Below are 24,562 nucleotides of genomic sequence, written 5' to 3' on the forward strand. Positions count from 1 at the left end.
CTTTCTGTTAAAAAACTTTCTTACTTTCCTGCAGGAGTCGCCGCCTTCCACTCCATCGAGAGGTGAACGGCAACACGAATGTCGTATTTTCAGGGTAGAGATGTAAAAAAATAGTTACAAAATTATATGAGGTGAAGGTAATGGAACTAGTAGAGATAAAGAATGAATTGGCTTCAATGGCAAAACGATTAACAGCATTTAGGGGGTCTCTTTGACTTAGAAGAGAAGGAGACACGAATTGCTGAATTAGAAGATTTAATGTCCGACCCTTCTTTTTGGGATAATCAAGAGCAAGCCCAAAAGGTTATTTCTGAAAACAATGCCTTAAAGGCATCAGTCAATACGTACCGGGAATTAGAGTCTACCCATGAAGATTTAGAAGTGTCTTATGAGCTTGTAAAAGAAGAAGGGGATAAGGAGCTTGCAGACGAACTACTCGCTGGAGTGAAGGAGCTGCAAAAAAAGCTGAATGATTTCGAACTTCAGTTACTTTTAAGCGAGCCATATGATAAAAACAATGCCATCCTTGAACTGCATCCAGGTGCAGGGGGGACCGAATCCCAAGACTGGGCTTCCATGCTTCTTCGTATGTACACTCGCTGGGCAGAGGATAAGGGCTTTAAAGTGGAAACGTTGGATTACCTTCCTGGTGATGAAGCAGGAGTAAAAAGTGTTACCTTATTGATTACCGGACACAATGCTTACGGATACTTGAAGGCGGAAAAAGGGGTACATCGTCTTGTGCGAATTTCCCCATTCGACTCCTCAGGACGTCGTCATACATCCTTCGTATCCTGTGAGGTTATGCCGGAACTCGATGAGAATGTGGAAATTGAAATTTCTCCAGACCAGCTAAAAATTGATACGTACCGTGCTAGCGGGGCTGGTGGTCAGCACATCAATACAACGGACTCGGCAGTAAGGATTACCCACATTCCAACGAACACCGTGGTCACGTGCCAATCGGAACGATCTCAGATTAAAAACCGGGAAAAAGCCATGAAAATGTTGAAGGCGAAATTATTCCAGCTGGAGCTCGAAAAGCAAAAGGCAGAATTAGATGAAATTCGCGGGGAGCAGTCCGATATCGGCTGGGGAAGTCAAATTCGTTCCTACGTATTCCACCCGTATAATATGGTAAAGGACCACCGAACCAATTATGAAACGGGTAACACCCAATCGGTTATGGACGGCGAATTAGATCCGTTTATCGATGCATATTTACGTTCACAAATTAAATAAATGAGTTAGATACCACACCTTCTAACGGCGGTGTGGTATTTTTCTTTTTTGGGAAAAAAATTAGACGTGCTGCTTTTAGTCGAATTTTATCGAATCGCACATAGAGGCTGCATAATCGCACATAGAAACAGGAAAATCGCACATAGAAGCTGAAGAACCGCACATATGAGCTGCAGAATCGCACATACAAACAAAAACCAACTTCGAACTTCTTATTTTTGCTACCATATCACCTCGTTAAAGCGTTAATTTACTGGCATTTACAGACAAAATAGGGTGGTGTTATACTACGTAAGGTTGTCCGAGATGTACTTTTACCCTAATAAAAAATTATTTCCCGATTAAAACTTAGATAAATGTTGAAATTATAACTAACTATTATTAAAGGTAACGGGTAACTGTTCAACATCTTTGCGCTTCTGTACATATTTTTTAAGGAAACAGGTGATCCTTTATGATGAAAGAAATATCCCGACGAATGGAAAGGGAACCATTAAGTCCTATGCAGAGAATCGTTTTTGAATTTGGACATGTTCTCGTTGGATCCGCCATTGTAGCCATAGCTTTTAATATATTCCTGCTTCCGAATCAAATTGCTTCCGGCGGGGTTTCTGGTATTTCCACGATTTTTCGTTTTGCATTTGGTTTTGAGCCTGCTTATACGCAATGGGCATTTAATATTCCCTTATTTTTTGCAGGAGTTCTCTTACTTGGGGGAAGCCTGGTAGGCAGTATTATGTACGGCTTGAAAACATTAGTGGGAACCATTTTTCTCCCATTCGTTGTATTTTTAACAAGAGATTTTGAACCGGCAACTTCAGATCCTTTACTTGCTGCCATCTTCGGTGGTATCGGAGTTGGACTAGGGTTAGGAATCGTATTTAGGTCAAATTCCTCTACAGGAGGAACGGACTTAGCGGCACAAATCATTAACAAATATACGGGCCTGTCGTTAGGGGCTTGTATCTTTATCATGGATGGTATGGTCGTTGCCGCATCAGGATTTGTGTTTGGTTTTGAGTATGCTTTATATGCTCTTATAGGTTTATTTACAACTGGTAAGGTGATAGACCTTGTTCAAAGTGGGTTAGGCTACTCGAAAATGGCCATTATCATTTCTGATTATGAGGAAGAAATGAAGCAGGGCATCCTTACAAAGGTAGACCGTGGTGTGACGAAGCTGGTTGGCTACGGTGGATACACCAATCATGAGAGGCCAGTGCTTATGTGTGTCGTAGGGAGAAATGAAGTCACAAAATTGACACAAATAGTCAAAACCATTGACCCGACAGCGTTTGTCATAGTTAGTAACGCTTCTGAAGTACTTGGGAAAGGTTTCAAAAGTAAGTAATTAGGTTATAATGGCATAGGGAGTTTAGCAAAACTTACCAATATCAAAAGGAAATTTGAGGAGGTAAACAAAATGAAAAAGTTGCTAGTTGCAATGTTGGGGGCAGTGCTACTACTAGGAGCTTGTGGTGGCAACGGGGACGAGCCTGAAGCACCAGTGGATGATACTACTGACACAGAGGAAACTGCTGGAGGAGACGACGTTGAACTTACCTATGACGCTTCCAATGGTGAAGCCGTATACCAAGGCCGTTGTGCCGGCTGTCACGGTGGAACCTTTGAAGGGGCCTCTGCACCTGGTATCATAGGACTTTCCTATGAAGAAATTATGACAGCAATTGAAACAGGACCAGGAACAATGCCACCGGACTTAGTTACAGGCGAGGACGCAACAGATGTAGCCGCATGGATTGCAGACAATAACTAATATACTTAAGAAAACAACAATGAAGCAGTGCTTAGCTTTTTTTTGAAAAAGCGAGCACTGCTTTTTTTATGGATCCAGTTTTTGTTATCTTTTTTATAAGCTTGGAGAAGGGGAAAGCGGCGACTCGAGCGGGAAAAGCAACATTCTTTTCTTGCGTCGAGTAATCGCAGACGCAGATGTTGGCTGTCTTTAAGCGTCATTGGTCCGCCTGTAGCATATCCAAGCCAATTTATTGTTAGAAAACAGCCAATATTGAAATAACCAGTAAATAAAAAGAATCTCCCAACAAAATTTACCAAAACATTACAATAAAGGTTATAATATCTTAACTTTGAAATGAAATTGTAAAATAAATTCCCTTAACTAGTTATTTAATGATGTTATAATGTTGTATAGTGAAAGAAATATGTAGAAATTTAGCATACTTCATATTTTCTTTACATTTATCTGACAATATCATACATAGGAGTACAAGTATATACTCCTTATCTTTGAATCTGACAAATAAATACGGAAATTTAAGTAGTAGGATATAAAAATAAAAGTTACTAGCAATCACAACACCTTATTAGTCGAACATCTTTGGAAAACAAAAATTAGGAAGTGATGTAATTGATATCAATGAAGGAAGTTTGGAAAAAATATCCAAATGGCGTAATGGCTGTTAACGGTATAGATATTGAAATTGAAAAAGGGGAATTTGTTTATGTTGTTGGGCCAAGTGGTGCCGGTAAATCTACCTTTATTAAGCTAATGTATCGTGAAGAAAAACCAACCCGGGGAGACATCCTTATCGGTGGCAAGAATTTGGCGAAGATTAAGGAGCGTCAAATTCCGTTAATTCGCAGAAATATGGGAGTAATCTTCCAGGACTTTAAATTACTTCCGTCCCTATCAGTCTATGAAAATGTGGCCTTTGCCATGGAAGTAATTGAAGAAAGTAAAGCCAATATTCGTCGCAGAGTAATGAATGTATTAGAGATTGTTGGCCTGAAAAATAAAGCTCGTTTTTATCCCCATGAGATTTCTGGTGGGGAGCAGCAGCGTGTTTCCATTGCTCGCGCAATTGTAAACAATCCATCTGTTTTAATAGCGGACGAGCCTACAGGAAATCTTGACCCAGATACATCCTGGGAAATTATGAACATCTTAGAGGATATTAATAACCGTGGAACAACAATTGTTATGGCAACCCACAATAAAGAAATTGTAAACACAATCCGTAAACGGGTTATTGCCATTGAAGGCGGCAGGATCGTCCGTGATGAAGCAAAGGGGGATTACGGCTATGAAAAGTAGAACCCTCGTACGCCACGTTAAAGAGGGCGGGAAAAACCTTATCCGTAACGGTTGGATGACATTTGCTTCCATTAGTGCCGTAACGGTTATGTTACTTGTTGTAGGAGCTTTCCTCCTCCTAATTATGAATGTTAATCACTTTGCTACCTCCTTAGAAGAAGATGTAGAGGTACGAGTTTTCATAGATTTAATTGCAACGGAAGAAAATCAGGATGAATTATACTCTCAAATAGAAAGCATTGAAGGAGTAGATTCCATTCAATTTGTACCAAAAGACGAAGGATTAGATTCTTTAATAGCTAGTTTAGGAGAACAGGGAGATATCTTTGAAACATTAAGGGATGAAAATCCATTAAATGATGTTTTTGTTGTACAGGCTGAAAATCCAGCGGAAACGGAAATCCTTGCTAATGAAATAGTGGATTTACCCTATGTTGACACAGTGGAATACGGAAGAGACATTTTTGAACAGCTATTTGCTGCAACTGACTTTGTTCGTAACGTTGGTTTGGCTTTAATCTTAGGATTAATGTTTACGGCCATGTTCTTAATTGCAAATACAATAAAGCTTACGATCATTGCTAGAAAGCGAGAGATTCAGATTATGAAGTTAGTAGGGGCAACGAACGGGTTCATACGTTGGCCATTCTTCGTGGAAGGTCTTTTACTGGGTGTTCTTGGAGCGATTATTCCAATTGTGATACTTTCCTACAGCTATCGAAGCTTCTATGGAAGTATGGGAGAACAAACAGGACTCGACTTCTTTACTTTCCTAACGCCTAATCCAATACTAATGCAAATGACAGGCCTGTTGCTTGCCATTGGGGCCTTTGTAGGTGTTTGGGGAAGCATGATGAGCGTAAGAAAATTCTTGAAGATTTAATTTTAAATTGGAGTAAACCATGTCGGAAAATGTATTTCCGAGGAAATAAAACAACAGTTGTGGCAGAGGAGGTTATTTTTTAATGGACAGAAGAATTATTTTAGTATGCTTAGCATTACTATTAACTTTTTCCACTTTTATCGGGACAAATCCGTTCTCTGTTGCAGAGGCGAATACAGGGGAAGAGTTAAAGGAAGAGATAAGATCCAATCAAGAACAGCAAGGGGAATTAGAAGGCGAAGCAGAAGAAACACATGAACAAATCCAGAAAGTGGAATCGGAAATTCAAGAGGCTGCCGCAGAGATTCGCAGATTAGATGAAGAGACGGCACGTACGAACGCTGCTATTGATGAGCAACAGGATGAAATAGATGGAACGAAAGAACGAATCGATATACTTCATGAAGAAATAATAGAGTTAGAGGAAAGAATTGCTCAACGGGATGAATTATTGAAGGACCGGGTCCGTCATATGTATCAGAACGGCGGGGTTATTAATTTTATTGAGGTTGTATTAGGGGCACAAAACTTTGGTGACTTAATCGAAAGAATTTCTGCCTTAAATACGATTGCTGTACAGGATAGAAACATTTTAGAACAGCATATTGCTGATAAAGAAGCATTAGAAATTGCTAAGGAGCAATTGGAAATAGAGTTAACGAGTTTAGAAGAGCAAATGGCAGAGTTGGAAGCACTGCGTGCTCAATTAGATGAACAGCGTCAGGAAAAAGACCGTCTTTTACAGCAGCTAGAAGAAAGACAAATTTCTTTAGAAGACTATTTAGTTAGTATTGAAGAGGAACAAGCTATTCTGAGAGCACAGGAAGCGGCTGTGAAGGCAGAATTAGAGCGTTGGGAAGAAGAGCAACGCCGCTTAGAAGAGGAACGAAAGCGTCAAGAGGAAGAGAGGAAACGTCAGGAGGAAGAGGAACGTAAACGTCAGGAAGAAGCAGCAAGAGCTTCATCCGGTTCAAATTCAAATAACAACAACAGTTCCCCTTCCTCTACACAATCTACACAAGCAACTGCCCCAACTGATAATGGCTCAGGTATTTTAATGAGACCAGCAACGGGAAGGATTACTTCTGGTTATGGCATGCGTTGGGGGAGAATGCACCATGGTATTGATATTGGACAAGGTGGTCGATCTAACGTACCGATCGTAGCTGCAGAGTCAGGAACAGTTACATTTGCTGGTTGGATGAATGGATATGGAAATACGATCCTCATTACTCATGTTATTGAGGGAAGACAAATTACTACCTTATATGCACATTTGGATTCCTTCAATGTATCCAATGGAAATCGAGTGAATCGAGGACAACAAATCGGTATTATGGGGAACACGGGTCAATCTACTGGACCTCACCTTCATTTCGAGGTTCATGAAGGGGATTGGAATGGTGCGAAATCAAATTCCGTTGACCCGATGAATTATATTAACTAGAACATGACTATATTATTATAAAAATTATTGGGACACCTTTATCTATGGATCATACATAAATAAGGTGTCTTTTTTATTCACCTCATCATTTTTAGGTGGAAAAATTTAAGGAACTCGAATATGAATGAAGAGCAACTAAACATGTTCTTAAAACAGTTTAAGGGACGCAAATAATAGTGAGGAGGAGTTAAATGCGTTCCTAGAATAGTTTAAGTACGCAAATAGACCTGAGGAAGGGCAAAATGTGGTGACTCCAGTGGAAAGAGCATCATGGTCTTCCTTCAACGAGTAATTGCAAACACAGGACTTGGGCTGCCTTTAGGTGTAATTGGTCCCCAGGTAGTTTATCCAAGATACACTATTTAAGAAAACAGTCTTCAGCTAAAACTAAATTTTCCAGGCATGTACTCATAATCTATAAGAGAAAGCATATAATAAGCCAAGTTTTTCTAATAAAGATTTAAGGGAAGATGTTTCTTTTATGCACTATTTTTTGATATGATGATAATTAATACGTGTTATGTAGAAACGATTCCCCTATCCTTTATGGAGAGATGGAATTTATGGAACCACTATATGATTTTTTTCAGCTAGAAAAAGATAAGAGAGGATTAAAGAGGTGAGACGATGAACGTAAATAAAGCTTTACTCCCAGTAATCATTGCCTTCTCCATTTTAATAGGGGCGGGGGGAATGTATGCTGGTATGATGATTGTCTCCGGGGATTCGGCCAGTCCAGTAGTGGATCAAAACGGTGAACCGGCACAAGAAGTAAATGGTAGCATAATGGAAACATCTAACGATCACGTTGAAAAATTTAATGCAGCATATAATTTAATCCTCGAAAGGTATTATAGAGAAGTGGAAGGGGACAAGTTATTAGAGGGTGCCATTTCAGGCATGCTTGAAACACTAGAGGACCCTTACTCTGTTTATATGGACGAACAAACAGCACGAGAATTCATGGAATCCTTAGATGCCTCATTTGAAGGTATTGGTGCTGAAGTGAGTATGACAAATGGAAGGGTAACCATTGTTGCACCGTTCCGCGATTCTCCTGCGGAAAAAGCAGGGCTCCGTCCAAATGACCAAATTCTAATGGTGGATGGAGAGGATGTGGAAGGACTTTCCCTCTATGAGGCTGTTTTAAAGATCCGTGGAGAAAAGGGCACAACGGTTACGCTGACGATACATCGTCCCGGTGTATCGGACCCAATTGATTTCGATGTTGTCCGAGATGAAATTCCGATTGAGACAGTTTATAGTGATCTTGTAGAAGAGAATGGAAAACGAATTGGAGTAATCGAACTCCGTTCCTTCTCTGAAAATACAGCACAACGTTTCCAAGAAGAGCTAGCAAGCCTAGAGGAAGAGGGCATTGATGGGTTAATTATTGATGTTCGTGGAAATCCAGGGGGATATTTAAATAGCGTTCAGGCCATTGGAAACTTAATTATTCCTGGCGGGCAACCAATCGTTCAAATTGAAGATCGTTCTGGAAACCGAGAACGTCATTTATCTAATTTAAGTGAAGAAAAGCCTTACCCAATTGTAGGCTTAATCAATGAAGGTAGTGCATCAGCTTCAGAAATTTTAGCTGCAGCCCTGATGGAAGCCGGGGGCCATGAAATTGTTGGAACACCTACCTTTGGTAAAGGAACTGTTCAACAAAGCTTACGGATGGGCGATGGCAGTGAGATTAAGCTTACGCTGTATAAATGGTTAACTTCTGGCGGGAATTTCATTAATGAAACAGGAGTGGAGCCAACAATTGAAGTTACTCAGCCTGAGTTTTTCTATGTCTCACCTATTAACTTAGAGGAACCATACACCTATGACATGAATAATGAGAATATCGCAACAGCACAAATCATTCTCGATGGTCTAGGTTATGATCCAGGACGAGTAGACGGTTATTTTGACCAAAATACGGAAGCCGCTATTCGAACATTCCAAGAAGCCATGGATATTGACGTGACAGGTGAGCTTGACAGTACTACTGCCGAGGTTCTCCAAGCAGAAGTCATTAACTCTATTCAAAACCGTGAACTGGATAATCAATTTAATAAAGCTTTAGAAATTTTAACGAGATAAAATAATTTAGAGGGTGACTAAAAAGGTATAAACATACCTATTTAGTCACCCTTTTTGGTTGAATTTGGTATAGCTAATTCCACCTAAATAGTCAAAAAGTTCTTTTCTTTTTGTATAATTGTTTTACAATGAAAGGAAGGGATGTAAAGGACAAGCCTTATCCATTTATTTTTTCAACCTTTTTTAAAGGCTTTTTTCTAAAAGATTGTTGTTTAAGGAAATATATTTTTGGCTTGGATACACTACAGGCGGACGCCTTCCGCTTCTCCAATGCCTTATAAATTAAGTAAAGTTTTCGAAAACAACTTTTTAAATTGACATAAAATTATTTTATACATATTACAGTTAGACTTATTGTAAAGGGGGATTTCATTTGGATGTGATTGCATTAGAAATAGCGAAAGCCTTCGGGCGGTTATGGTTACATCCGTTAACCTATATCTTTATTCTTACTGCCCTTTGGTTTGGGATAAGCAGGGTAAAGCGGGAACGGAAGGATTTTCATACACGGGTACATGATGTTATTCATGAATTGACTTTCCCATTAGCAATAGGACTTATTTTTGGGTTAATTCTATCGGTTGGCTTATCTGTTGCGGGGGTTCAAGTACCTGTAGGAATGATGGTCCTTCTAGTTATCCTATGGATGCTCTTTTTGCCGTTTCGAAATGCTAGGCTTTTAAGTATGACCTTTATTGGGTCTATAGCCTTGCTGATTGCTTACTTTTTACCAGAAGTACATACAAATTATGCCCTTATTAATAGCTGGATAGGGGATATCCGCAGTATCAATCTCCAAGGGTTTGCTTGGTTACTGGCAGCCTTGTTTATTACAGAAGGTGCTTTAGTTTTACGTAATGGCTGGAAAAAAACATCGCCGAAGCTTACCACAAGTAAACGTGGAAAAACGGTAGGGACCCACGAAGGAAACCGCTTATGGCCCGTTCCAATCATGTTGCTGTTTCCTGTAGGTGCTGTCAGCTTTGATGGCTGGTGGCCACTGTTTTCCACGGCAGGGGAAGGCATCGGCTTTATGTTCGTACCCTTTATTTTAGGGTTTACGTTGACTGTTCAGAGGGATTATCCTGCGGAGGGAATTAATATATTCGGGAAACGCCTTCTATTGTTAGGATTGTTTGTGGTAGCTACAGCAGGTTTAGCTACGTACTGGGCTATGTTGGTACCCCTTGTGGCTGCAGTAGGCTTCCTTGGTAGAGAGCTTATCTATATTTTTCACCGTTCAGCAGAAAAACGCAGCACAAGTCTCTATACCAATCGTGCCTCAGGCTTGACTGTATTAGGAATCCTTCCTTTTTCTACTGCAGAAAAAATGGGTATTGAAGTTGGTGAAATCGTTACAAAGGTAAATGGCTGGGAAGTGTATAGCCAGCGTGATCTGTATGAAGCATTACAAATCAATCCTGCATTTTGTAAATTAGAGGTTGTGGATAGAGCAGGGGAAGTTCGTTTTGTCCAATCCTCTGTATACGAAGGGGATCATTATCATGTCGGCCTTTTATTCGTACCGGACGGTGACATGACAAATAATCTATCTGAGCGGGGCCTGCGTTCCTCTGTCGTTATTCACAAAGACCGAGCTGGAGACCAATTGGTAGAAGGGAAAGAGGATACCTTTGCGCCTGCTAGTGAAGCAGTCGAGCAAGTAAAGGAAGAGGTAGCTCCAACAGTTGAAAGTGACCACCTGCAACCTGTTGTGGAAAACTCCGGTGAAACTGTGGAGGATAAAGTGGAGAAAGAAGGGGAGACAATCGACTTAGCCTCTATTCGCCAAAAATATGTGAAAGAAGCTAAAATTAAGCAGGACAAACCGGTGGAAAAGGATCTATCCCCTTTAAAGGAATCCACAACCTCCCATGAAGTAGAGGAGGAAGTAGCGGCCACGGCAACAGAGCGAATGGAAGCTTCCACTATGTCAGAAGTGAACAAACTACCGGATAGTACAGAAGAGGAAGTAGTTGAAACTGATGAACCAAAGCAGGCAGCTGATCCTCTTGATCACCAGGAAGCAGATAATAACCCTACTGTGAAAGAGACGAAAAAAAACGTGGAGCCAGAGGTGGAACCATACGGCCAAGCATCTGGGTTATCCGCCTTCTACGAAGAATTCCGAAAAACAGCTACAGAACGAACAAAGTGGCGACCAAAATTGGAAGAGGAAGAAGAAGACGGTGATAAAAAAGGGAAACCACAAAATAGAAACGAAGAATAATAAAAAGCCTCGGTCTAAGCTATAGCAACCGAGGCTTTTTTGTCCACAAAAAGTTCACAGACCAAAAAGTTCACAGACCGGGTCTCGTACATTTTGTTACGAGACCCGGTCTGTGAACTTTTTGAACGAATATACGTTCGCTTTTGGTCGGTTTTGTGTTATAATAGGTTAGATCTGTTAAGAATGTATGAAGGAGCTTTTATTTTGGTTTTTTCGCATAGTTTTTCTGGTAATAACTAGAAGGATTGAAAGGCGGTGACTTCAGCGTTGCCCGCGGAACCAGGATGGTGACATTACGCCGTTACCCACAAGCGGGACCTGAGACGCAAACTACTCGAGGAAGCGCAGACGCAGGACGTGGGCTGCCTTTAGGTGTAATTGTTCCGCCTGTAACGGATTCGTGTAATAACTTTATTTTAGCAAGAGTAAAAAATCAATTTTTAATAAAGAATGATGTGGAAAACATTACATATCCGTAAAGGCTGTTTTTCTATGCATGTTAGTTGCATTTCTTTCTTAATTTCGTAATTATATAGGATAGCAGTAAAAGAAGTAAGGAGGGGACCGCGGTGTTACCTGAAACAGGACAAAAATTTGAACTGGTTTCAAAGTATGATCCACAAGGGGATCAGCCTGAAGCCATAAGACAGTTAGTGAAAGGCATAAACGAAGGGAAGAAGTTTCAAACCCTTCTAGGGGCAACGGGAACGGGAAAGACCTTCACCATTTCCAACGTCATAAAAGAAGTCAACAAACCAACCTTAGTGATCGCCCACAACAAGACTTTAGCAGGACAGCTTTACAGCGAATTCAAAGAATTTTTTCCAAACAATGCTGTTGAATACTTCGTTAGCTACTACGACTACTATCAGCCAGAGGCTTATATCCCACAATCGGACACGTACATTGAAAAGGATGCCAGCATCAATGATGAAATAGATAAATTAAGACACTCTGCTACAAGCGCCCTGTTCGAACGGAAGGACGTCATTATTGTCGCCAGTGTGTCATGTATTTACGGTTTAGGTTCGCCGACGGAATATAGTGAACTAGTAGTTTCCTTACGTACGGGTATGGAGATTGAACGGAATCAGCTTCTCCGGCAGCTAGTAGACATTCAATATGATCGAAATGATATTAATTTTACCCGGGGAACCTTCCGGGTCCGTGGTGATGTGGTGGAAATCTTCCCAGCTTCACGGGATGAGCATTGTCTTCGTGTGGAGTTCTTTGGGGATGAAATTGACCGAATTACAGAGGTAGATTCCTTGACTGGTGAAATTCTCGGGGAGAGAAATCATGCGGCCATCTTCCCTGCATCCCACTTCGTTACCCGTGAGGAAAAATTGAAGCGAGCGATCGTACACATTGAAAAGGAATTGGAAGAAACGCTGAAGGAAATGAACGAAAAGGGTAAATTACTAGAGGCGCAACGGTTGGAGCAGCGTACTCGCTATGACATTGAAATGATGCAGGAAATGGGCTACTGCTCTGGAATTGAGAACTACTCACGGCACCTTACTTTCCGGGAAGCAGGGGCAACTCCTTATACGTTACTCGATTATTTTCCTGAGGACTTCCTGATTGTTGTGGACGAGTCCCATGTGACGTTACCACAGGTTCGCGGCATGTATAACGGGGACCAAGCGCGAAAAGGGGTGCTAGTGGATCATGGCTTCCGCCTCCCTTCAGCGAAAGATAACCGACCATTGAAATTTGATGAATTTGAAAAGCATATTCACCAAACGATCTTTGTTTCTGCCACACCGGGGCCATATGAACTGGAACAATGTCCAGAGGTCATCGAACAAATTATCCGACCAACAGGACTGTTGGATCCTACCGTGGATGTACGGCCAATTGATGGGCAGATTGATGACTTGCTGGAGGAAATTCGTCTCCGTATTGAACGGAACGAAAGAGTGCTTGTCACCACCTTGACAAAAAAGATGTCGGAGGATCTTACGGATTACTTGAAGGAAGTGGGCATTAAAGTAAATTACCTCCATTCTGATATTAAAACATTAGAACGGATTCAAATTATTCGGGAACTGCGTCTCGGTCATTTTGATGTTCTAGTGGGAATTAACCTCCTCAGAGAAGGACTGGATATCCCAGAGGTATCTCTCGTGGCTATCCTCGATGCGGACAAAGAAGGATTTCTACGAGCAGAACGATCCCTCATTCAAACGATGGGACGTGCCGCCCGTAACGCAAACGGACATGTTATTATGTATGCGGACAAAATGACGAAATCAATGGAAATAGCCATTGAGGAAACGAAACGTCGTAGGGAAATTCAAAAGGAACACAATGAAAAGCACGGCATTACGCCGCAAACCATACAAAAAGCAGTACCAGAGTTAATTCAGGCAACGTATGCTGCAGAAGACGAGGAAGCATACGAAGTAAAAGAGGTGGCCAAGGCTCCAACGCAAAAGCTGAGCAAGAAAGAGCGGGAGAAGGTTATCGAACGTATGGAGAAAGAAATGAAAGAAGCAGCGAAGAACCTCAATTTCGAGCGTGCTGCTGAGCTTCGTGACGTCATCATGGAGCTGAAAGGGGAAGGGTGACCAAAGCAATGGCATTAGATAATATAGTTGTAAAAGGAGCACGTTCACACAATTTAAAAAACATCGACGTGACCATTCCAAGAAATAAATTGGTTGTGTTAACTGGTTTGTCAGGCTCAGGGAAGTCCTCCCTGGCCTTTGACACCATTTATGCAGAAGGACAGCGCCGTTATGTGGAATCCCTATCCGCTTACGCCCGCCAGTTTTTAGGGCAAATGGATAAACCGGATGTAGACACGATCGAAGGGTTGTCACCAGCCATTTCTATCGACCAGAAGACGACAAGCAGAAATCCTCGCTCAACCGTAGGAACGGTAACGGAAATCTATGATTACCTGCGACTTCTATTTGCACGAGTGGGACGTCCTATCTGTCCGAAGCACGGTGTAGAAATCAGTTCCCAAACGGTACAGCAAATGGTGGACCGGATGATGGCATATCCGGAGCGAACGAAAATGCAAATTCTCGCTCCTATCGTTTCTGGGCGAAAAGGAACCCATGTAAAGATTCTAGAAGATATGAAAAAACAAGGCTTCGTCCGTATCCGCGTGGATGGGGAAATGCGTGAAGTTGCTGAAGAAATTGAGCTGGAGAAAAACAAGAAACACAATATTGAAGTGGTCATTGACCGAGTCGTAGTCAAGGCTGGGGTGGAATCACGGTTAGCCGATTCGTTGGAAACGGCGCTAGAGCTCGCTGACGGCCGGGTTATTGTGGACGTTATTGGAGACCAGGAGCTTCTTTTCAGCCAAAAGCATTCCTGTCCCCATTGTGATTTTTCCATCGGGGAATTAGAGCCTCGCATGTTCTCCTTTAACAGTCCATTCGGTGCTTGCTCCGCCTGTGATGGGCTGGGTACAAAGCTGGAGGTAGACTTGGATTTACTTGTTCCTGATTGGGATAAGTCCTTAAATGAACATGCCATTGCCGCTTGGGAACCAACAAGCTCACAATATTATCCACAGCTGTTGAAGAGTGTTTGTGATCATTTCGGGATCGACATGGATGTCCCATTGAACAAGCTACCAAAGCATCAGGTGGAAAAAATTCTTGGCGGTAGTGGAAATGAAAAGATTTACTTCCGTTATGAAAATGAGTTTGGTAACGTCCGTGAGAAGGAAATCTATTTCGAAGGGGTAATCCACAATGTGGCTCGCCGTTATTCGGAAACGAGCTCAGATTGGATCCGGGAGCAGATGGAAGGCTATATGGCCCAGAAGCCTTGCCCAAAATGTAAAGGCAACCGCCTCCGTGAGGAATCCCTTGCCGTAAAGGTTGGGGGCAAACACATTGGGGAAGTAACTCGCTTTTCTATAAAGGAAGCGAAACAGTATTTTCAAAATCTGGAACTTACGAATAAAGAAATGACTATCGCCAGGATGATCCTCCGTGAAATCGATGAGCGCTTAGGATTTCTTATTAACGTAGGATTGGATTATTTATCCATGTCCAGATCTGCTGGAACCTTGTCTGGAGGAGAGGCACAGCGTATTCGTTTAGCAACACAAATAGGCTCTTCCTTAATGGGCGTGCTCTATATTTTAGACGAACCGTCCATCGGTCTTCATCAGCGGGATAATAACCGATTGATTCAGACGTTGGAAAAAATGCGTGACCTGGGTAATACGTTGATTGTCGTGGAGCATGATGAGGATACAATGCTTGCCGCGGACCATATCATTGATATTGGACCAGGTGCAGGGGTCCACGGAGGGCAAGTTACGGCCGAAGGAACTCCTGAGGAAATTTGTAATAATGATAATTCCTTAACAGGGCAATATTTAGCGGGGAAAAAGTTCATTCCATTGCCAACGGAGCGCCGTAAGCCTGACGGACGAAAATTGTCCATCGTCGGTGCCAAGGAAAACAACCTAAAGGGCACTAGTGTAGATATTCCCCTAGGGATGATGGTGGCTGTTACTGGCGTTTCCGGTTCGGGAAAAAGTACATTAATAAACGATATTCTTTATAAGTCGTTAGCTCAAAAATTGACTGTAGCGAAGGAAAAGCCCGGTGAGCATAAAGAGATTAAAGGAGTCGAGCATCTTGACAAAGTAGTAGATATTGACCAATCTCCCATTGGCCGAACGCCTCGCTCTAATCCTGCCACTTATACGGGTGTGTTTGATCAAATTCGTGATGTATTTGCCATGACCAATGAAGCGAAGGTACGTGGTTACAAGAAAGGTCGCTTTAGTTTTAACGTCAAAGGCGGACGATGTGAAGCTTGTCGCGGAGACGGGATCATTAAGATTGAAATGCATTTCCTCCCTGATGTTTACGTTCCATGTGAGGAGTGTCACGGCAAGCGATACAATCGAGAAACGTTAGAAGTGAAGTATAAAGGGAAGACCATTGCGGATGTATTGGATATGACGGTGGAAGATTCTTTAGCGTTTTTTGAAAATATCCCAAGGATCCATCGAAAAATAGAGACACTTTTTGATGTAGGTCTTGGTTATATGAAGCTAGGTCAGCCTGCCACCACGTTGTCTGGTGGAGAAGCTCAGCGGGTGAAACTCGCCTCCCAGCTTCATCGACGTTCAACAGGACGAACGCTCTATATTTTAGATGAACCAACGACCGGACTACATGTAGCCGATATAGACCGATTGTTGAAGGTGCTGCACCGCCTTGTGGAAAACGGTGATACGGTTCTCGTCATTGAGCATAATTTAGATGTCATTAAGACGGTGGATCATATTATCGACCTCGGCCCTGAAGGGGGAGATAAAGGTGGAACCATTGTAGCCCAAGGAACCCCTGAGGAAGTTGCAAAAACAAAGGGATCCTATACAGGACAATTCTTAAGTCCAATTTTGGAACGGGAACGACTGCGTATGGAAAAACGAATGCAGGAAAAAGAGAAAGTAGGATCGACGAGTTAAATTGGATCAAGTTGGAACAAGGTTTAAAATATAAAATAGTTTAGCTAATAGTAAAGACTTAGGCCCACTGTGAGATGAAAATCACTCATAGTGGGCCTAATTCTATTGGGGCACTTCCTTTTACGGTGTTTTTTAGTTAAAGGAAATTTTCATTAGAGTAGGTGATATCGCGACAGGTTGACTTAGTGGTGGTCCTCTGTTAAGAAAGTGGACAATTTATTAGAGAATTTATTACTTATCCTAACCTTTGACACTTCACCAATTTAGAACCACTCAAGTGTCAATACTTCCCCTAAGCTTTGACACTTCAACGTTTTACAACCGCTCAATTGTCAATACTTCCCCTAAGCTTTGACACTTCAACGTTTTACAACCACTCAACTGTCAATACTTCCCTTAACCTTTGACACATCAATCTTTTACAACTGCTAAACTGTTAATACTTGGCCCGAAGTGCTGGGAAAGCATCCGTATCGCGACAAATGTAAATAACATCTTCTTTGCAAAGGTAAAAAATTCTAGTAAAGTGGATAATGAAAAGGTGAAACATGAAAATAAGACTTAAGGCGTAGATAGAAACGGTCCGCCGTACGATTTAACAATGAATGAAACTTTGTAAAATAATTACTGTAGAAGCAAATACATTTTATTTTTTACAAAAATAACAATGTGAAACTTTTTACCTAGTTTTACCGTAAATAATTATAGTGATAACCGAGTGAAAATGTATGTCTACCCATAAAAATGAAACGAAACGGAGGCTGGTTTTGCCAATGCAAGAGGAACGTAAAATGATTTTGAAGATGATTGAGGATGGAAAAATTACCGCGGAGGAAGGATTGCAGCTCCTTAATGCTTTAAAGGACCCAGCAACTGCGGAAAAGAAGGAAGAAAGTAAAAAGGTTATGGAAAGGTCTTTATCTAGGGATGTGGATTGGGAAAATAGCAGAAGAAGAGGGTACACGGAACACAAGGGGCCTTCCTTTGCTACAAGGTTTACAGAGTTTATAGAGGATGCCATTCAAAAGATAAAGGAGTTTGACCTGGATTTTAACTTTGGATCTTCCGTGGAAATTGAACATATTTTTCAGCACCGAGATGCAAAGGTAAGAAGGGCTGATATTCATTTAGAAAACGGCAGTATCACTTTCCGTCCATGGGAGGAACAGGATGTCCGCATTGAATGTAATGTGAAGGTGTATAAGGTGAAGGATGGAGATGAAGCTAGACGGACATTTTTAGATGAGGTTGTCTTTGATGTTACTGATGACAAACTGCGCTTTGAATCCCGTCGAAAGTCCTTTAAAGTGAACACTGTTATTTACTTACCTAAGAAGGATCTTGAGAAAATTAAGTTGTATACCTTTAATGGTAGAATCAATGGATCCGAAGTTGTTGCTGATAAATTTGAAGCACAAACAGTTAATGGAAGAATCTCTTTTGATAAAATTAAAGGGGATGATGTTCGATTAGAAACAGTAAATGGCACTATCTCCGTTTCCAAGCTTGATGTGGAAAACTGTGATGCCCAAACGGTAAATGGAACCATTGCCATCAGTGCCGTGAAAGGGAAGCTCGATGCGGAGACGTTAAACGGGACGATTAACTATACCTTATTGAATTCAGTTGACAGCCGTGCTTATATGAAAACGACGACTGGAAGTGTCACTGTAACCGTGCCTTCTGAGGTAAAAACAGAGGGTGAATTGAAAACAACGGTCGGAGGCATTCACTGTGACTTGCCGAAGCTGACAGTGATTGAAGAAAAGAAAGAATTTGCTAATAAAAAAATGTCGTTTTTAGCTAACCGAGATGGGGAACAAGCTTTTTATATAGAAGCGGAAGCTACTACAGGCTCCATTACTGTTCGAAATTAATAGGATCCTATTTCGGAAGCAGGGATAAATTTTTTAATGGGGCAAATGGTAATGAGGAAGAAAGGAGCGTGATCATATGAAGCGCTTATACCGAGCGGTGGATGACCGTAAAATTGCAGGTGTTTGCGGGGGCTTAGCTAAATATTTTAACATCGACCCGACCCTTGTGAGGATATTAGTGGTGGTGATCTGGATCATGTCAGCGGGGTTTCCAGTGATACTTGCTTATTTAATCGCCGTCTTTGTCATTCCAAATGAAACGGAAGTAAGGTAAGATGAGTTGGCTCATCCAGCTTGTAGTTAACGCAATTGTTTTATTGATAATTGCCCATTTTTTCAATGGGGTTCATGTGGCCGGCTTTGGAGCAGCATTAATGGCAAGTTTTATTTTGGCAGTGGTTAACGTGATCGTTAAACCGATTTTAGTTATTTTCACCCTGCCAATTACCATTTTGACATTAGGGTTATTTATGTTTGTCATTAATGCCATCACCTTAATGCTTACATCGGCGATTATGGGGAGCAGCTTTGTGATTGACGGCTTCGGCATGGCTATTGTGGCTGCCGTCATATTTGCTTTGTTAAGTGCCATTATTCATTCCTTTGTGGTGGACCCGGTGACGAAGCGTTAGTTTGGAGGAGAGAGCTTAGGGAATCATTTCCCCGAGCTTTTTTTATTGTAAAAAAATTCGTGGATAACGCTACTGTATAGGGTCTACCCTGAAAATACGAAATCCGTGTTGCCGTTCGCCCTCTCGAAGTAGTGAAAGGCGGCGACTCCAGCGGGAAAAGCAATAGGCGAAGACACCGCAGGGTGCACTTCCCGAGGAGACTGAGGCATTGCCCGCGGAAAGGGCCCGCCTGTAACGAATTCGAGAGACAATGTACAATTTTCATTCTCCATGGTGCAAAATTACTATTGCATGGGGGTCGTCCCAAAAATATTTTTGGTACCTTCGAATCGGTATGATAAAATAAAAAATGCCTTGCTATTAACTAAAGATGTGGGTTAATAATGTTAATATACTTATTGGCACTATTTTATGAGTACATACCTTAAGGAGGTCTTTCCTGATGAAAGTAACTGCTAAACATATAATGGACGAGTTCAATCTTGAATTGTTAAATAACGAAGAAGATGTGGCCTTTCGTCCGATTACGACGAGTGATTTGTCCCGTCCTGGTATGGAGATGGCTGGATTTTTCACTTACTACCCTGCAAAACGAATTCAACTGTTAGGAAAAACGGAAATGTCGTTCTTCTCACAGTTGTCAGATGTAGAAAAGAAGGAGCGTATGGAGCGTTTATGTACCTATGATACGCCGGCAATTGTCCTTTCCCGTGGAATGGATGCGCCACCGGAGTTGATTGAAGCTGGGAATGAAGTTGGGGTGCCTATTTTACGTTCGGATGTGACGACAACACGGCTTAGTTCTCAGTTGACGAACTTTTTAGAGGGGCAGCTTGCGCCTATGACGGCGGTTCATGGGGTTCTTGTGGATATTTACGGGGTAGGCGTTCTAATTACAGGATCCAGTGGGGTTGGTAAAAGTGAGACGGCGCTGGACCTTGTTCGCAGGGGACACCGTTTGGTAGCCGATGACTCGGTGGAAATTCGCCAGGAATCAGAAGGTGTGTTAGTTGGACGAGCTCCAGATTTAATTAAGCATCTTCTGGAAATCCGTGGATTAGGGATTATAAATGTAATGACTCTTTTCGGTGCCGGTTCCGTTCGGAATTTTAAGAGAATCGCTATGTCCATTCATTTAGAGCTTTGGGATCAGAAAAAACAATATGATCGTTTAGGACTAGATGAGGATCATGTACAAATTTTTGATACGGATTTACCAAAGATGACGGTTCCCGTTCGTCCTGGACGTAACTTAGCAGTTATTATTGAAGTAGCAGCGATGAATTTCCGTTTAAAGAGAATGGGAATTAATGCGGCTCAGCAGTTTTCAGAACAGCTTGCTAACGTGATTGAGGAAGGGGACAAGGATGAGTTTTAAACACTCCTAAGCTTCCCTGAAAAAACGTAAGTGCAGATAGCCGCAACTTCATGTTTTCTTCAAAAATATATGAGAAACTCAGATTACGGAATTAGACTTCTAGCACTCTCTAGGGAAAATTTAGTATGTGTTCGGCTTGACTATTTTTTTCACAGTTTGAAAGTGCTTAAAGAAAGAGAATTTCGGTTTGGTGTGGTACAGTTAGAAGATGGAGAGAGGGGAAGTTTCCCTTGAATGAAAAAGAGGTGGAAGCATGTTTGTGACGATACAACCATTGAATCCGGTTGCCTTTGAGTTTGGTCCTTTAACGGTTCATTGGTATGGTTTGTTGATTATGATGGGGGCGTTTTTAGGATATTTGTTGGCGAATCATGAGGCGAAGAGGCGTGGTTTGCCGAAGGATACTTTTGCGGATTTACTGTTGTTTGCGATTCCTGCTGCGATTATTGGGGCGCGGCTATATTATGTTATTTTCCGCTGGGAGCATTTTGCTCATAATCCTATCAGTGCTTTTTACATATGGGAGGGCGGTTTAGCGATTCACGGTGCATTAATTGCTGCGGTGATTACGGCTGTTATTTTTGCGAAAAAACGAGGGTTGTCCTTCTGGAAGATTGCGGATATTGCGGCACCGAGTATTTTGCTTGGGCAGGCGATTGGTCGTTGGGGAAATTTCATGAACCAAGAGGTTTATGGGAATGAGGTATCCCGCAGTGTTCTGGAAAGCATGATGATCCCGGAATTTATTATTAATAATATGTACATTAATGGGACGTACTATCATCCGACGTTCTTGTACGAGTCCTTGTGGAATTTATTAGGGGTTGCCATTCTCCTTTACTTAAGGAGGGTGAACCTGCGACGTGGGGAAATGTTTATCACGTATGCTATCTGGTATTCCGTTGGGCGTTTATACATTGAAGGGATCCGATCGGATTACTTATTAATTTTCGGAGTGTTAAAAACGGCACAGGTCGTCTCCATTATTACGATTATTGCTGGAATTGCCATCATTATTTACCGCCGAAAAAAAGGTTTGGCAGATAAACGATATTTGGATGAAGAGCCTTCCCCTGCAGGAAATAAAGGGCAGGCAGGGAAAAAATCCGGAAAGAAAAAGAAGAAGAAAAAGTGATTTGATTAGAAGGGATGGAAGTCCATTCCGTGGTGGAAAAAGGCCACTGAAAAAGGAAAAAAACGAAGGCCACTGAAAAAGATAAAAAGCGATCTTTTTCAGTGGCCTCTGTGGAAATAAATGGTGTCTTAAGGTGGAAGCCTTGACGCCATCTTTTTTTTCCAGAATAATGACTAATAGGGACTTTTCAAAAGACTGTATTTTTAAACTTTGGTGCTTTTTTGGTTAGCTTGGAGATGTGGAAGGGCGCGACTACAGCGACGAGCATAGCTTCAAGAGTTTGCTCCTGCGCCACTTCGTTTGCTCGTCGCAGGTAAAGAGTGCTACGAGTTGTCTCGACGCATATGCTTCGAAGCGGTGCTTATATAGGAAGAGACAGGTTATCGGCCGAATACCCCGGACGGCTTTTTTCCAGAGAAGGCTGAAGCGTTGCCCGCGGAAAGGGTCCGCCTGTAGCGTATCCAAGCCTAATTATATTCTTAAAAAAACAATTTTTTAAAATAGAGTTTCAAAAAGGGAGGTGAGCCGGGATGGTGAAATCATGGAAGGAAGGTCTCAAGGTGGGACTCCAAACCACATGGACCTTGGGGAAAATTATTTTTCCTATCACATTAATTGTTACTATATTAGGCCATACACCGGTAATGGATTGGCTGACGCGGGTCCTGTCACCGTTGATGGGATATATTGGATTGTCCGGGGAAGCAGCAATTCCTCTCGTGTTAGGGAATGTGTTGAACTTATATGCGGCTATTGGGGCTATTTTGACGATGGAACTTACCGTAAAGGAAGTATTTATCTTGGCTGTGATGCTGTCCTTTTCCCATAACCTGTTTGTGGAATCGGCTGTTGCGAAGCAGGTTGGGGTTAAAATTTGGATCATGCTTGTGGTTCGGATTGGCTTAGCGTTGTTTTCCGCTTGGGTTATTAACCTCTTCTGGCAAGGTGGAGGAGAGATAGCAAAGTATGGATTGGTTCCTAGCGGAGGCGGAGAAACGGTATCAGGCTTTGGGGCTATTGTATTTCAAGGAGTAGAGAGTGCTTTCTTCGGTATTCTTCAATTGGCATTCATTGTTATTCCTATTATGATTTTCATTCAATTTATGAAAGATTTAAAGTGGCTTGATGTTTTTTCGAAGTGGATGTCGCCATTTACCCGAGTTCTAGGTGTTCGTGAAAATACATCTACTACGTTGGCTGCGGGATTGGTGTTTGGTTTAGCTTACGGTGCTGGCGTAATGATTCAAGCGGTGAAGGAAGATGGGGTTTCGAAGAAGGATATTTATTTAGTGATGATTTTCTTGGTGGCCTGTCACGCCGTCATTGAGGATACATTATTGTTTGCACCATTGGGAATTCCATTATGGCCTCTGCTGCTTATCCGTCTCGTTACGGCAATTGTCTTGACGATAGCAGTAGCTATAATCTGGAATCGAATAGAGAAGAATAAGGGTGATAGGAAAGAATCTGTGGAAGAAAGAGACCAAATTCCACAAGAACGAACCTCTTAACCCTATTGGTTGTTCACATTTTTGTCACAGACCCGGTCCCTGAACTTTTGTTCACGGACCGGGTTCCGCACAATTTTTAAAAAGGAGATAGATAGCATGACAGCGAAGAACGAGGAAAGGGTACAGGCCCTGAAGAAGGTTGATACGATTTTATTTGATTTGGATGGAACATTGATTAATACGATTGATCTCATTTTGGAATCCTTTTTACATACGATGGAGACGTATTATCCGGGGAAGTATACGAGGGAGGACGTGATCTCCTTTATTGGACCGCCACTATCGGAAACGTTCGAAAAATTAGATCCTATGAAAATGGAGGAAATGACCCAGACGTATCGAACCTTTAATCATGCCAAGCATGATGAATTGGTGAAAGAATACGAGGGTGTATACGAAACCCTTGAGGTTTTGGCAGAGAAGGGCTATAAAATGGCCATTGTGACAACAAAGCGCGGCGACACGGCTGTAAAGGGCATGAAGCTGATGGGCATTGATAAGTTTTTTGACGTAGTAGTTTCATTAGATGAAGTAACCAACTATAAGCCCGACCCGGAGCCGTTGGAGAAAGCTTTGGAGGCACTTGGGTCAACTCCGGAGAAGGCATTAATGGTTGGTGACAGCAAGCATGATATTTTAGGTGGTAAAAACACTGGAACGTACACCGCTGGAGTGGCTTGGACCATACAAGGAAAAGAGGCACTTGCGGTGTATGAACCGGATATTATGCTTGAAACGATGGAAGAGTTATTAGATTACCTTGGGGTTAATAAATAATATTAAAAGCAGATAGGTTTTTTTGAAGGGAAGGGGACTTATTTAATCAGCTGGAGCGAGGGCATCATTCGTCCAGCCCCTTCTTACAATCGAGGGGGTGAAGGAATGAGGAGGACGACAAGGTATCCTGTGCAGGAAGCTAACTCCTTATGGCAGGTGTATAAGACCGTATCCTTTTGGAAGGTAGTCAAAAACTTTATTGTTATTCAGGTCGCCAGGTATACCCCATTTTTATCCGTGAAAAATTTGCTGTACCGTCGTTTTTTACGAATGAAGGTAGGGGATAAGGCAGCCGTTGCCCTGATGGTCATGATGGACATTATGTTTCCGGAAAAAATCAGCATTGGGAAAAATTCTGTCGTTGGTTACAACACGACAATTTTGGCCCATGAATACTTAATTAAGGAATATCGGTTAGGGGAAGTACATATTGGAGATAACGTCATGGTTGGTGCCAATACAACTATTTTGCCTGGGGTAATGATAGGAGATGGTGCCATTGTCTCTGCTGGAACCCTCGTCCATAAGGATGTACCAGCAGGCTCATTCGTAGGGGGAAACCCCATGCGTGTGATAAAAACAAAGGAACAACGAGAAATGGAAGAAAAGGAAAACTCCTAATGGGCAGACTGCTGTTCAATAGGAGTTTTTTGTCGTCTTTAACGATTATTTGTGGATGTGAATAGTTTGAAGGTTGAGGACTATTGGAGATAGGATGCATGAAAAGGTGCTGGACTTGGAGCGGTAGAAGGGCTGAGTAGTGCACGAGAAGAGAAGTAGCAAAGAATTTCGAGCAGTGGCCACCAGCTCTTCTCCAGT

The 24,562-nt window shown here is 42.0% G+C and carries 19 protein-coding genes; all 19 read left to right on the forward strand.

Annotation, left to right across the window (positions count from 1 at the left end):
• The first annotated feature begins 140 nt into the window (after positions 1 to 140).
• The 19 genes from prfB to J2S74_RS09515 all read left to right on the forward strand — a co-directional run bounded on the left by prfB (position 141) and on the right by J2S74_RS09515 (position 24,364).
• Positions 141 to 1,242, forward strand: a protein-coding gene (gene prfB / locus J2S74_RS09425; protein ID WP_307324663.1) for a peptide chain release factor 2 whose coding sequence is annotated in 2 segments (ribosomal slippage) — positions 141 to 212 and positions 214 to 1,242 — 1,101 coding nt in all. Because the reading frame shifts where the segments join, the coding sequence is not laid out codon by codon here.
• A gap of 454 nt (positions 1,243 to 1,696) precedes the next feature.
• The gene (locus tag J2S74_RS09430) at positions 1,697 to 2,593 is read left to right on the forward strand and encodes a YitT family protein (RefSeq protein ID WP_370875995.1); all 897 of its coding nucleotides are present in this window, start codon (positions 1,697 to 1,699) and stop codon (positions 2,591 to 2,593) included.
• 72 nt (positions 2,594 to 2,665) lie between these two features.
• A complete protein-coding gene (locus J2S74_RS09435; RefSeq protein ID WP_307324666.1) occupies positions 2,666 to 3,019 on the forward strand; it encodes a c-type cytochrome in 354 nt (117 codons plus the stop codon).
• A 612-nt stretch (positions 3,020 to 3,631) separates the two neighbouring features.
• Positions 3,632 to 4,318, forward strand: coding sequence for a cell division ATP-binding protein FtsE (gene ftsE / locus J2S74_RS09440; protein WP_307324668.1), 687 nt, complete (start codon positions 3,632 to 3,634; stop codon positions 4,316 to 4,318).
• Positions 4,308 to 5,201: a permease-like cell division protein FtsX gene (ftsX, locus tag J2S74_RS09445; protein WP_307324670.1), complete on the forward strand. Its 894-nt coding sequence runs from the start codon at positions 4,308 to 4,310 to the stop codon at positions 5,199 to 5,201. The genes ftsE and ftsX overlap by 11 nt, the downstream gene beginning before the upstream one ends.
• A gap of 82 nt (positions 5,202 to 5,283) precedes the next feature.
• A complete protein-coding gene (locus tag J2S74_RS09450) occupies positions 5,284 to 6,648 on the forward strand; it encodes a murein hydrolase activator EnvC family protein (protein WP_307324672.1) in 1,365 nt (454 codons plus the stop codon).
• 627 nt (positions 6,649 to 7,275) lie between these two features.
• Positions 7,276 to 8,742 (forward strand): S41 family peptidase, encoded by a 1,467-nt coding sequence (locus J2S74_RS09455; protein ID WP_307324674.1) that lies wholly within the window; start codon positions 7,276 to 7,278, stop codon positions 8,740 to 8,742.
• 373 nt (positions 8,743 to 9,115) lie between these two features.
• The gene (locus tag J2S74_RS09460) at positions 9,116 to 10,972 is read left to right on the forward strand and encodes a hypothetical protein (RefSeq protein ID WP_307324677.1); all 1,857 of its coding nucleotides are present in this window, start codon (positions 9,116 to 9,118) and stop codon (positions 10,970 to 10,972) included.
• Between the two features lie 284 nt (positions 10,973 to 11,256).
• Positions 11,257 to 11,451: a hypothetical protein gene (locus J2S74_RS09465; RefSeq protein ID WP_307324678.1), complete on the forward strand. Its 195-nt coding sequence runs from the start codon at positions 11,257 to 11,259 to the stop codon at positions 11,449 to 11,451.
• 90 nt (positions 11,452 to 11,541) lie between these two features.
• Positions 11,542 to 13,545, forward strand: coding sequence for an excinuclease ABC subunit UvrB (gene uvrB / locus J2S74_RS09470; RefSeq protein ID WP_307324680.1), 2,004 nt, complete (start codon positions 11,542 to 11,544; stop codon positions 13,543 to 13,545).
• Between the two features lie 8 nt (positions 13,546 to 13,553).
• A complete protein-coding gene (gene uvrA, locus J2S74_RS09475; protein WP_307324682.1) occupies positions 13,554 to 16,433 on the forward strand; it encodes an excinuclease ABC subunit UvrA in 2,880 nt (959 codons plus the stop codon).
• A 773-nt stretch (positions 16,434 to 17,206) separates the two neighbouring features.
• Positions 17,207 to 18,310, forward strand: coding sequence for a DUF4097 family beta strand repeat-containing protein (locus J2S74_RS09480; protein ID WP_307324873.1), 1,104 nt, complete (start codon positions 17,207 to 17,209; stop codon positions 18,308 to 18,310).
• A 76-nt stretch (positions 18,311 to 18,386) separates the two neighbouring features.
• Entirely contained in the window at positions 18,387 to 18,584 is a 198-nt protein-coding gene (locus J2S74_RS09485; RefSeq protein ID WP_307324684.1) for a PspC domain-containing protein, read from the forward strand.
• Between the two features lies 1 nt (position 18,585).
• Positions 18,586 to 18,942: a phage holin family protein gene (locus tag J2S74_RS09490; protein ID WP_307324686.1), complete on the forward strand. Its 357-nt coding sequence runs from the start codon at positions 18,586 to 18,588 to the stop codon at positions 18,940 to 18,942.
• A gap of 439 nt (positions 18,943 to 19,381) precedes the next feature.
• The gene (hprK, locus tag J2S74_RS09495) at positions 19,382 to 20,320 is read left to right on the forward strand and encodes an HPr(Ser) kinase/phosphatase (protein WP_307324877.1); all 939 of its coding nucleotides are present in this window, start codon (positions 19,382 to 19,384) and stop codon (positions 20,318 to 20,320) included.
• 253 nt (positions 20,321 to 20,573) lie between these two features.
• Positions 20,574 to 21,455 carry a prolipoprotein diacylglyceryl transferase gene (gene lgt / locus J2S74_RS09500; protein WP_307324688.1) on the forward strand — a complete coding sequence of 294 codons (882 nt, stop codon included), beginning with the start codon at positions 20,574 to 20,576 and terminating at the stop codon, positions 21,453 to 21,455.
• A 530-nt stretch (positions 21,456 to 21,985) separates the two neighbouring features.
• Positions 21,986 to 22,966, forward strand: coding sequence for a nucleoside recognition domain-containing protein (locus J2S74_RS09505; RefSeq protein ID WP_307324691.1), 981 nt, complete (start codon positions 21,986 to 21,988; stop codon positions 22,964 to 22,966).
• Positions 22,967 to 23,062: 96 nt separating this feature from the next.
• Positions 23,063 to 23,743, forward strand: coding sequence for a pyrophosphatase PpaX (gene ppaX, locus J2S74_RS09510; RefSeq protein WP_307324693.1), 681 nt, complete (start codon positions 23,063 to 23,065; stop codon positions 23,741 to 23,743).
• A 105-nt stretch (positions 23,744 to 23,848) separates the two neighbouring features.
• The gene (locus J2S74_RS09515) at positions 23,849 to 24,364 is read left to right on the forward strand and encodes an acyltransferase (RefSeq protein WP_307324695.1); all 516 of its coding nucleotides are present in this window, start codon (positions 23,849 to 23,851) and stop codon (positions 24,362 to 24,364) included.
• Positions 24,365 to 24,562: the final 198 nt, after the last annotated feature.

Origin of the sequence: Evansella vedderi (assembly GCF_030813435.1) — a bacterium.
Classification (GTDB): domain Bacteria; phylum Bacillota; class Bacilli; order Bacillales; family Salisediminibacteriaceae; genus Evansella; species Evansella vedderi.

Coding starts and splice junctions, on each gene's coding strand:
- J2S74_RS09430 (WP_370875995.1), top strand. CDS start 1,697: ATGATGAAAGAAATATCCCGACGAATGGAAAGGGAACCATTAAGTCCT.
- J2S74_RS09435 (WP_307324666.1), top strand. CDS start 2,666: ATGAAAAAGTTGCTAGTTGCAATGTTGGGGGCAGTGCTACTACTAGGA.
- ftsX (WP_307324670.1), top strand. CDS start 4,308: ATGAAAAGTAGAACCCTCGTACGCCACGTTAAAGAGGGCGGGAAAAAC.
- J2S74_RS09450 (WP_307324672.1), top strand. CDS start 5,284: ATGGACAGAAGAATTATTTTAGTATGCTTAGCATTACTATTAACTTTT.
- J2S74_RS09455 (WP_307324674.1), top strand. CDS start 7,276: ATGAACGTAAATAAAGCTTTACTCCCAGTAATCATTGCCTTCTCCATT.
- J2S74_RS09465 (WP_307324678.1), top strand. CDS start 11,257: ATGGTGACATTACGCCGTTACCCACAAGCGGGACCTGAGACGCAAACT.
- uvrA (WP_307324682.1), top strand. CDS start 13,554: ATGGCATTAGATAATATAGTTGTAAAAGGAGCACGTTCACACAATTTA.
- J2S74_RS09480 (WP_307324873.1), top strand. CDS start 17,207: ATGCAAGAGGAACGTAAAATGATTTTGAAGATGATTGAGGATGGAAAA.
- J2S74_RS09485 (WP_307324684.1), top strand. CDS start 18,387: ATGAAGCGCTTATACCGAGCGGTGGATGACCGTAAAATTGCAGGTGTT.
- J2S74_RS09490 (WP_307324686.1), top strand. CDS start 18,586: ATGAGTTGGCTCATCCAGCTTGTAGTTAACGCAATTGTTTTATTGATA.
- lgt (WP_307324688.1), top strand. CDS start 20,574: ATGTTTGTGACGATACAACCATTGAATCCGGTTGCCTTTGAGTTTGGT.
- J2S74_RS09505 (WP_307324691.1), top strand. CDS start 21,986: ATGGTGAAATCATGGAAGGAAGGTCTCAAGGTGGGACTCCAAACCACA.
- ppaX (WP_307324693.1), top strand. CDS start 23,063: ATGACAGCGAAGAACGAGGAAAGGGTACAGGCCCTGAAGAAGGTTGAT.
- J2S74_RS09515 (WP_307324695.1), top strand. CDS start 23,849: ATGAGGAGGACGACAAGGTATCCTGTGCAGGAAGCTAACTCCTTATGG.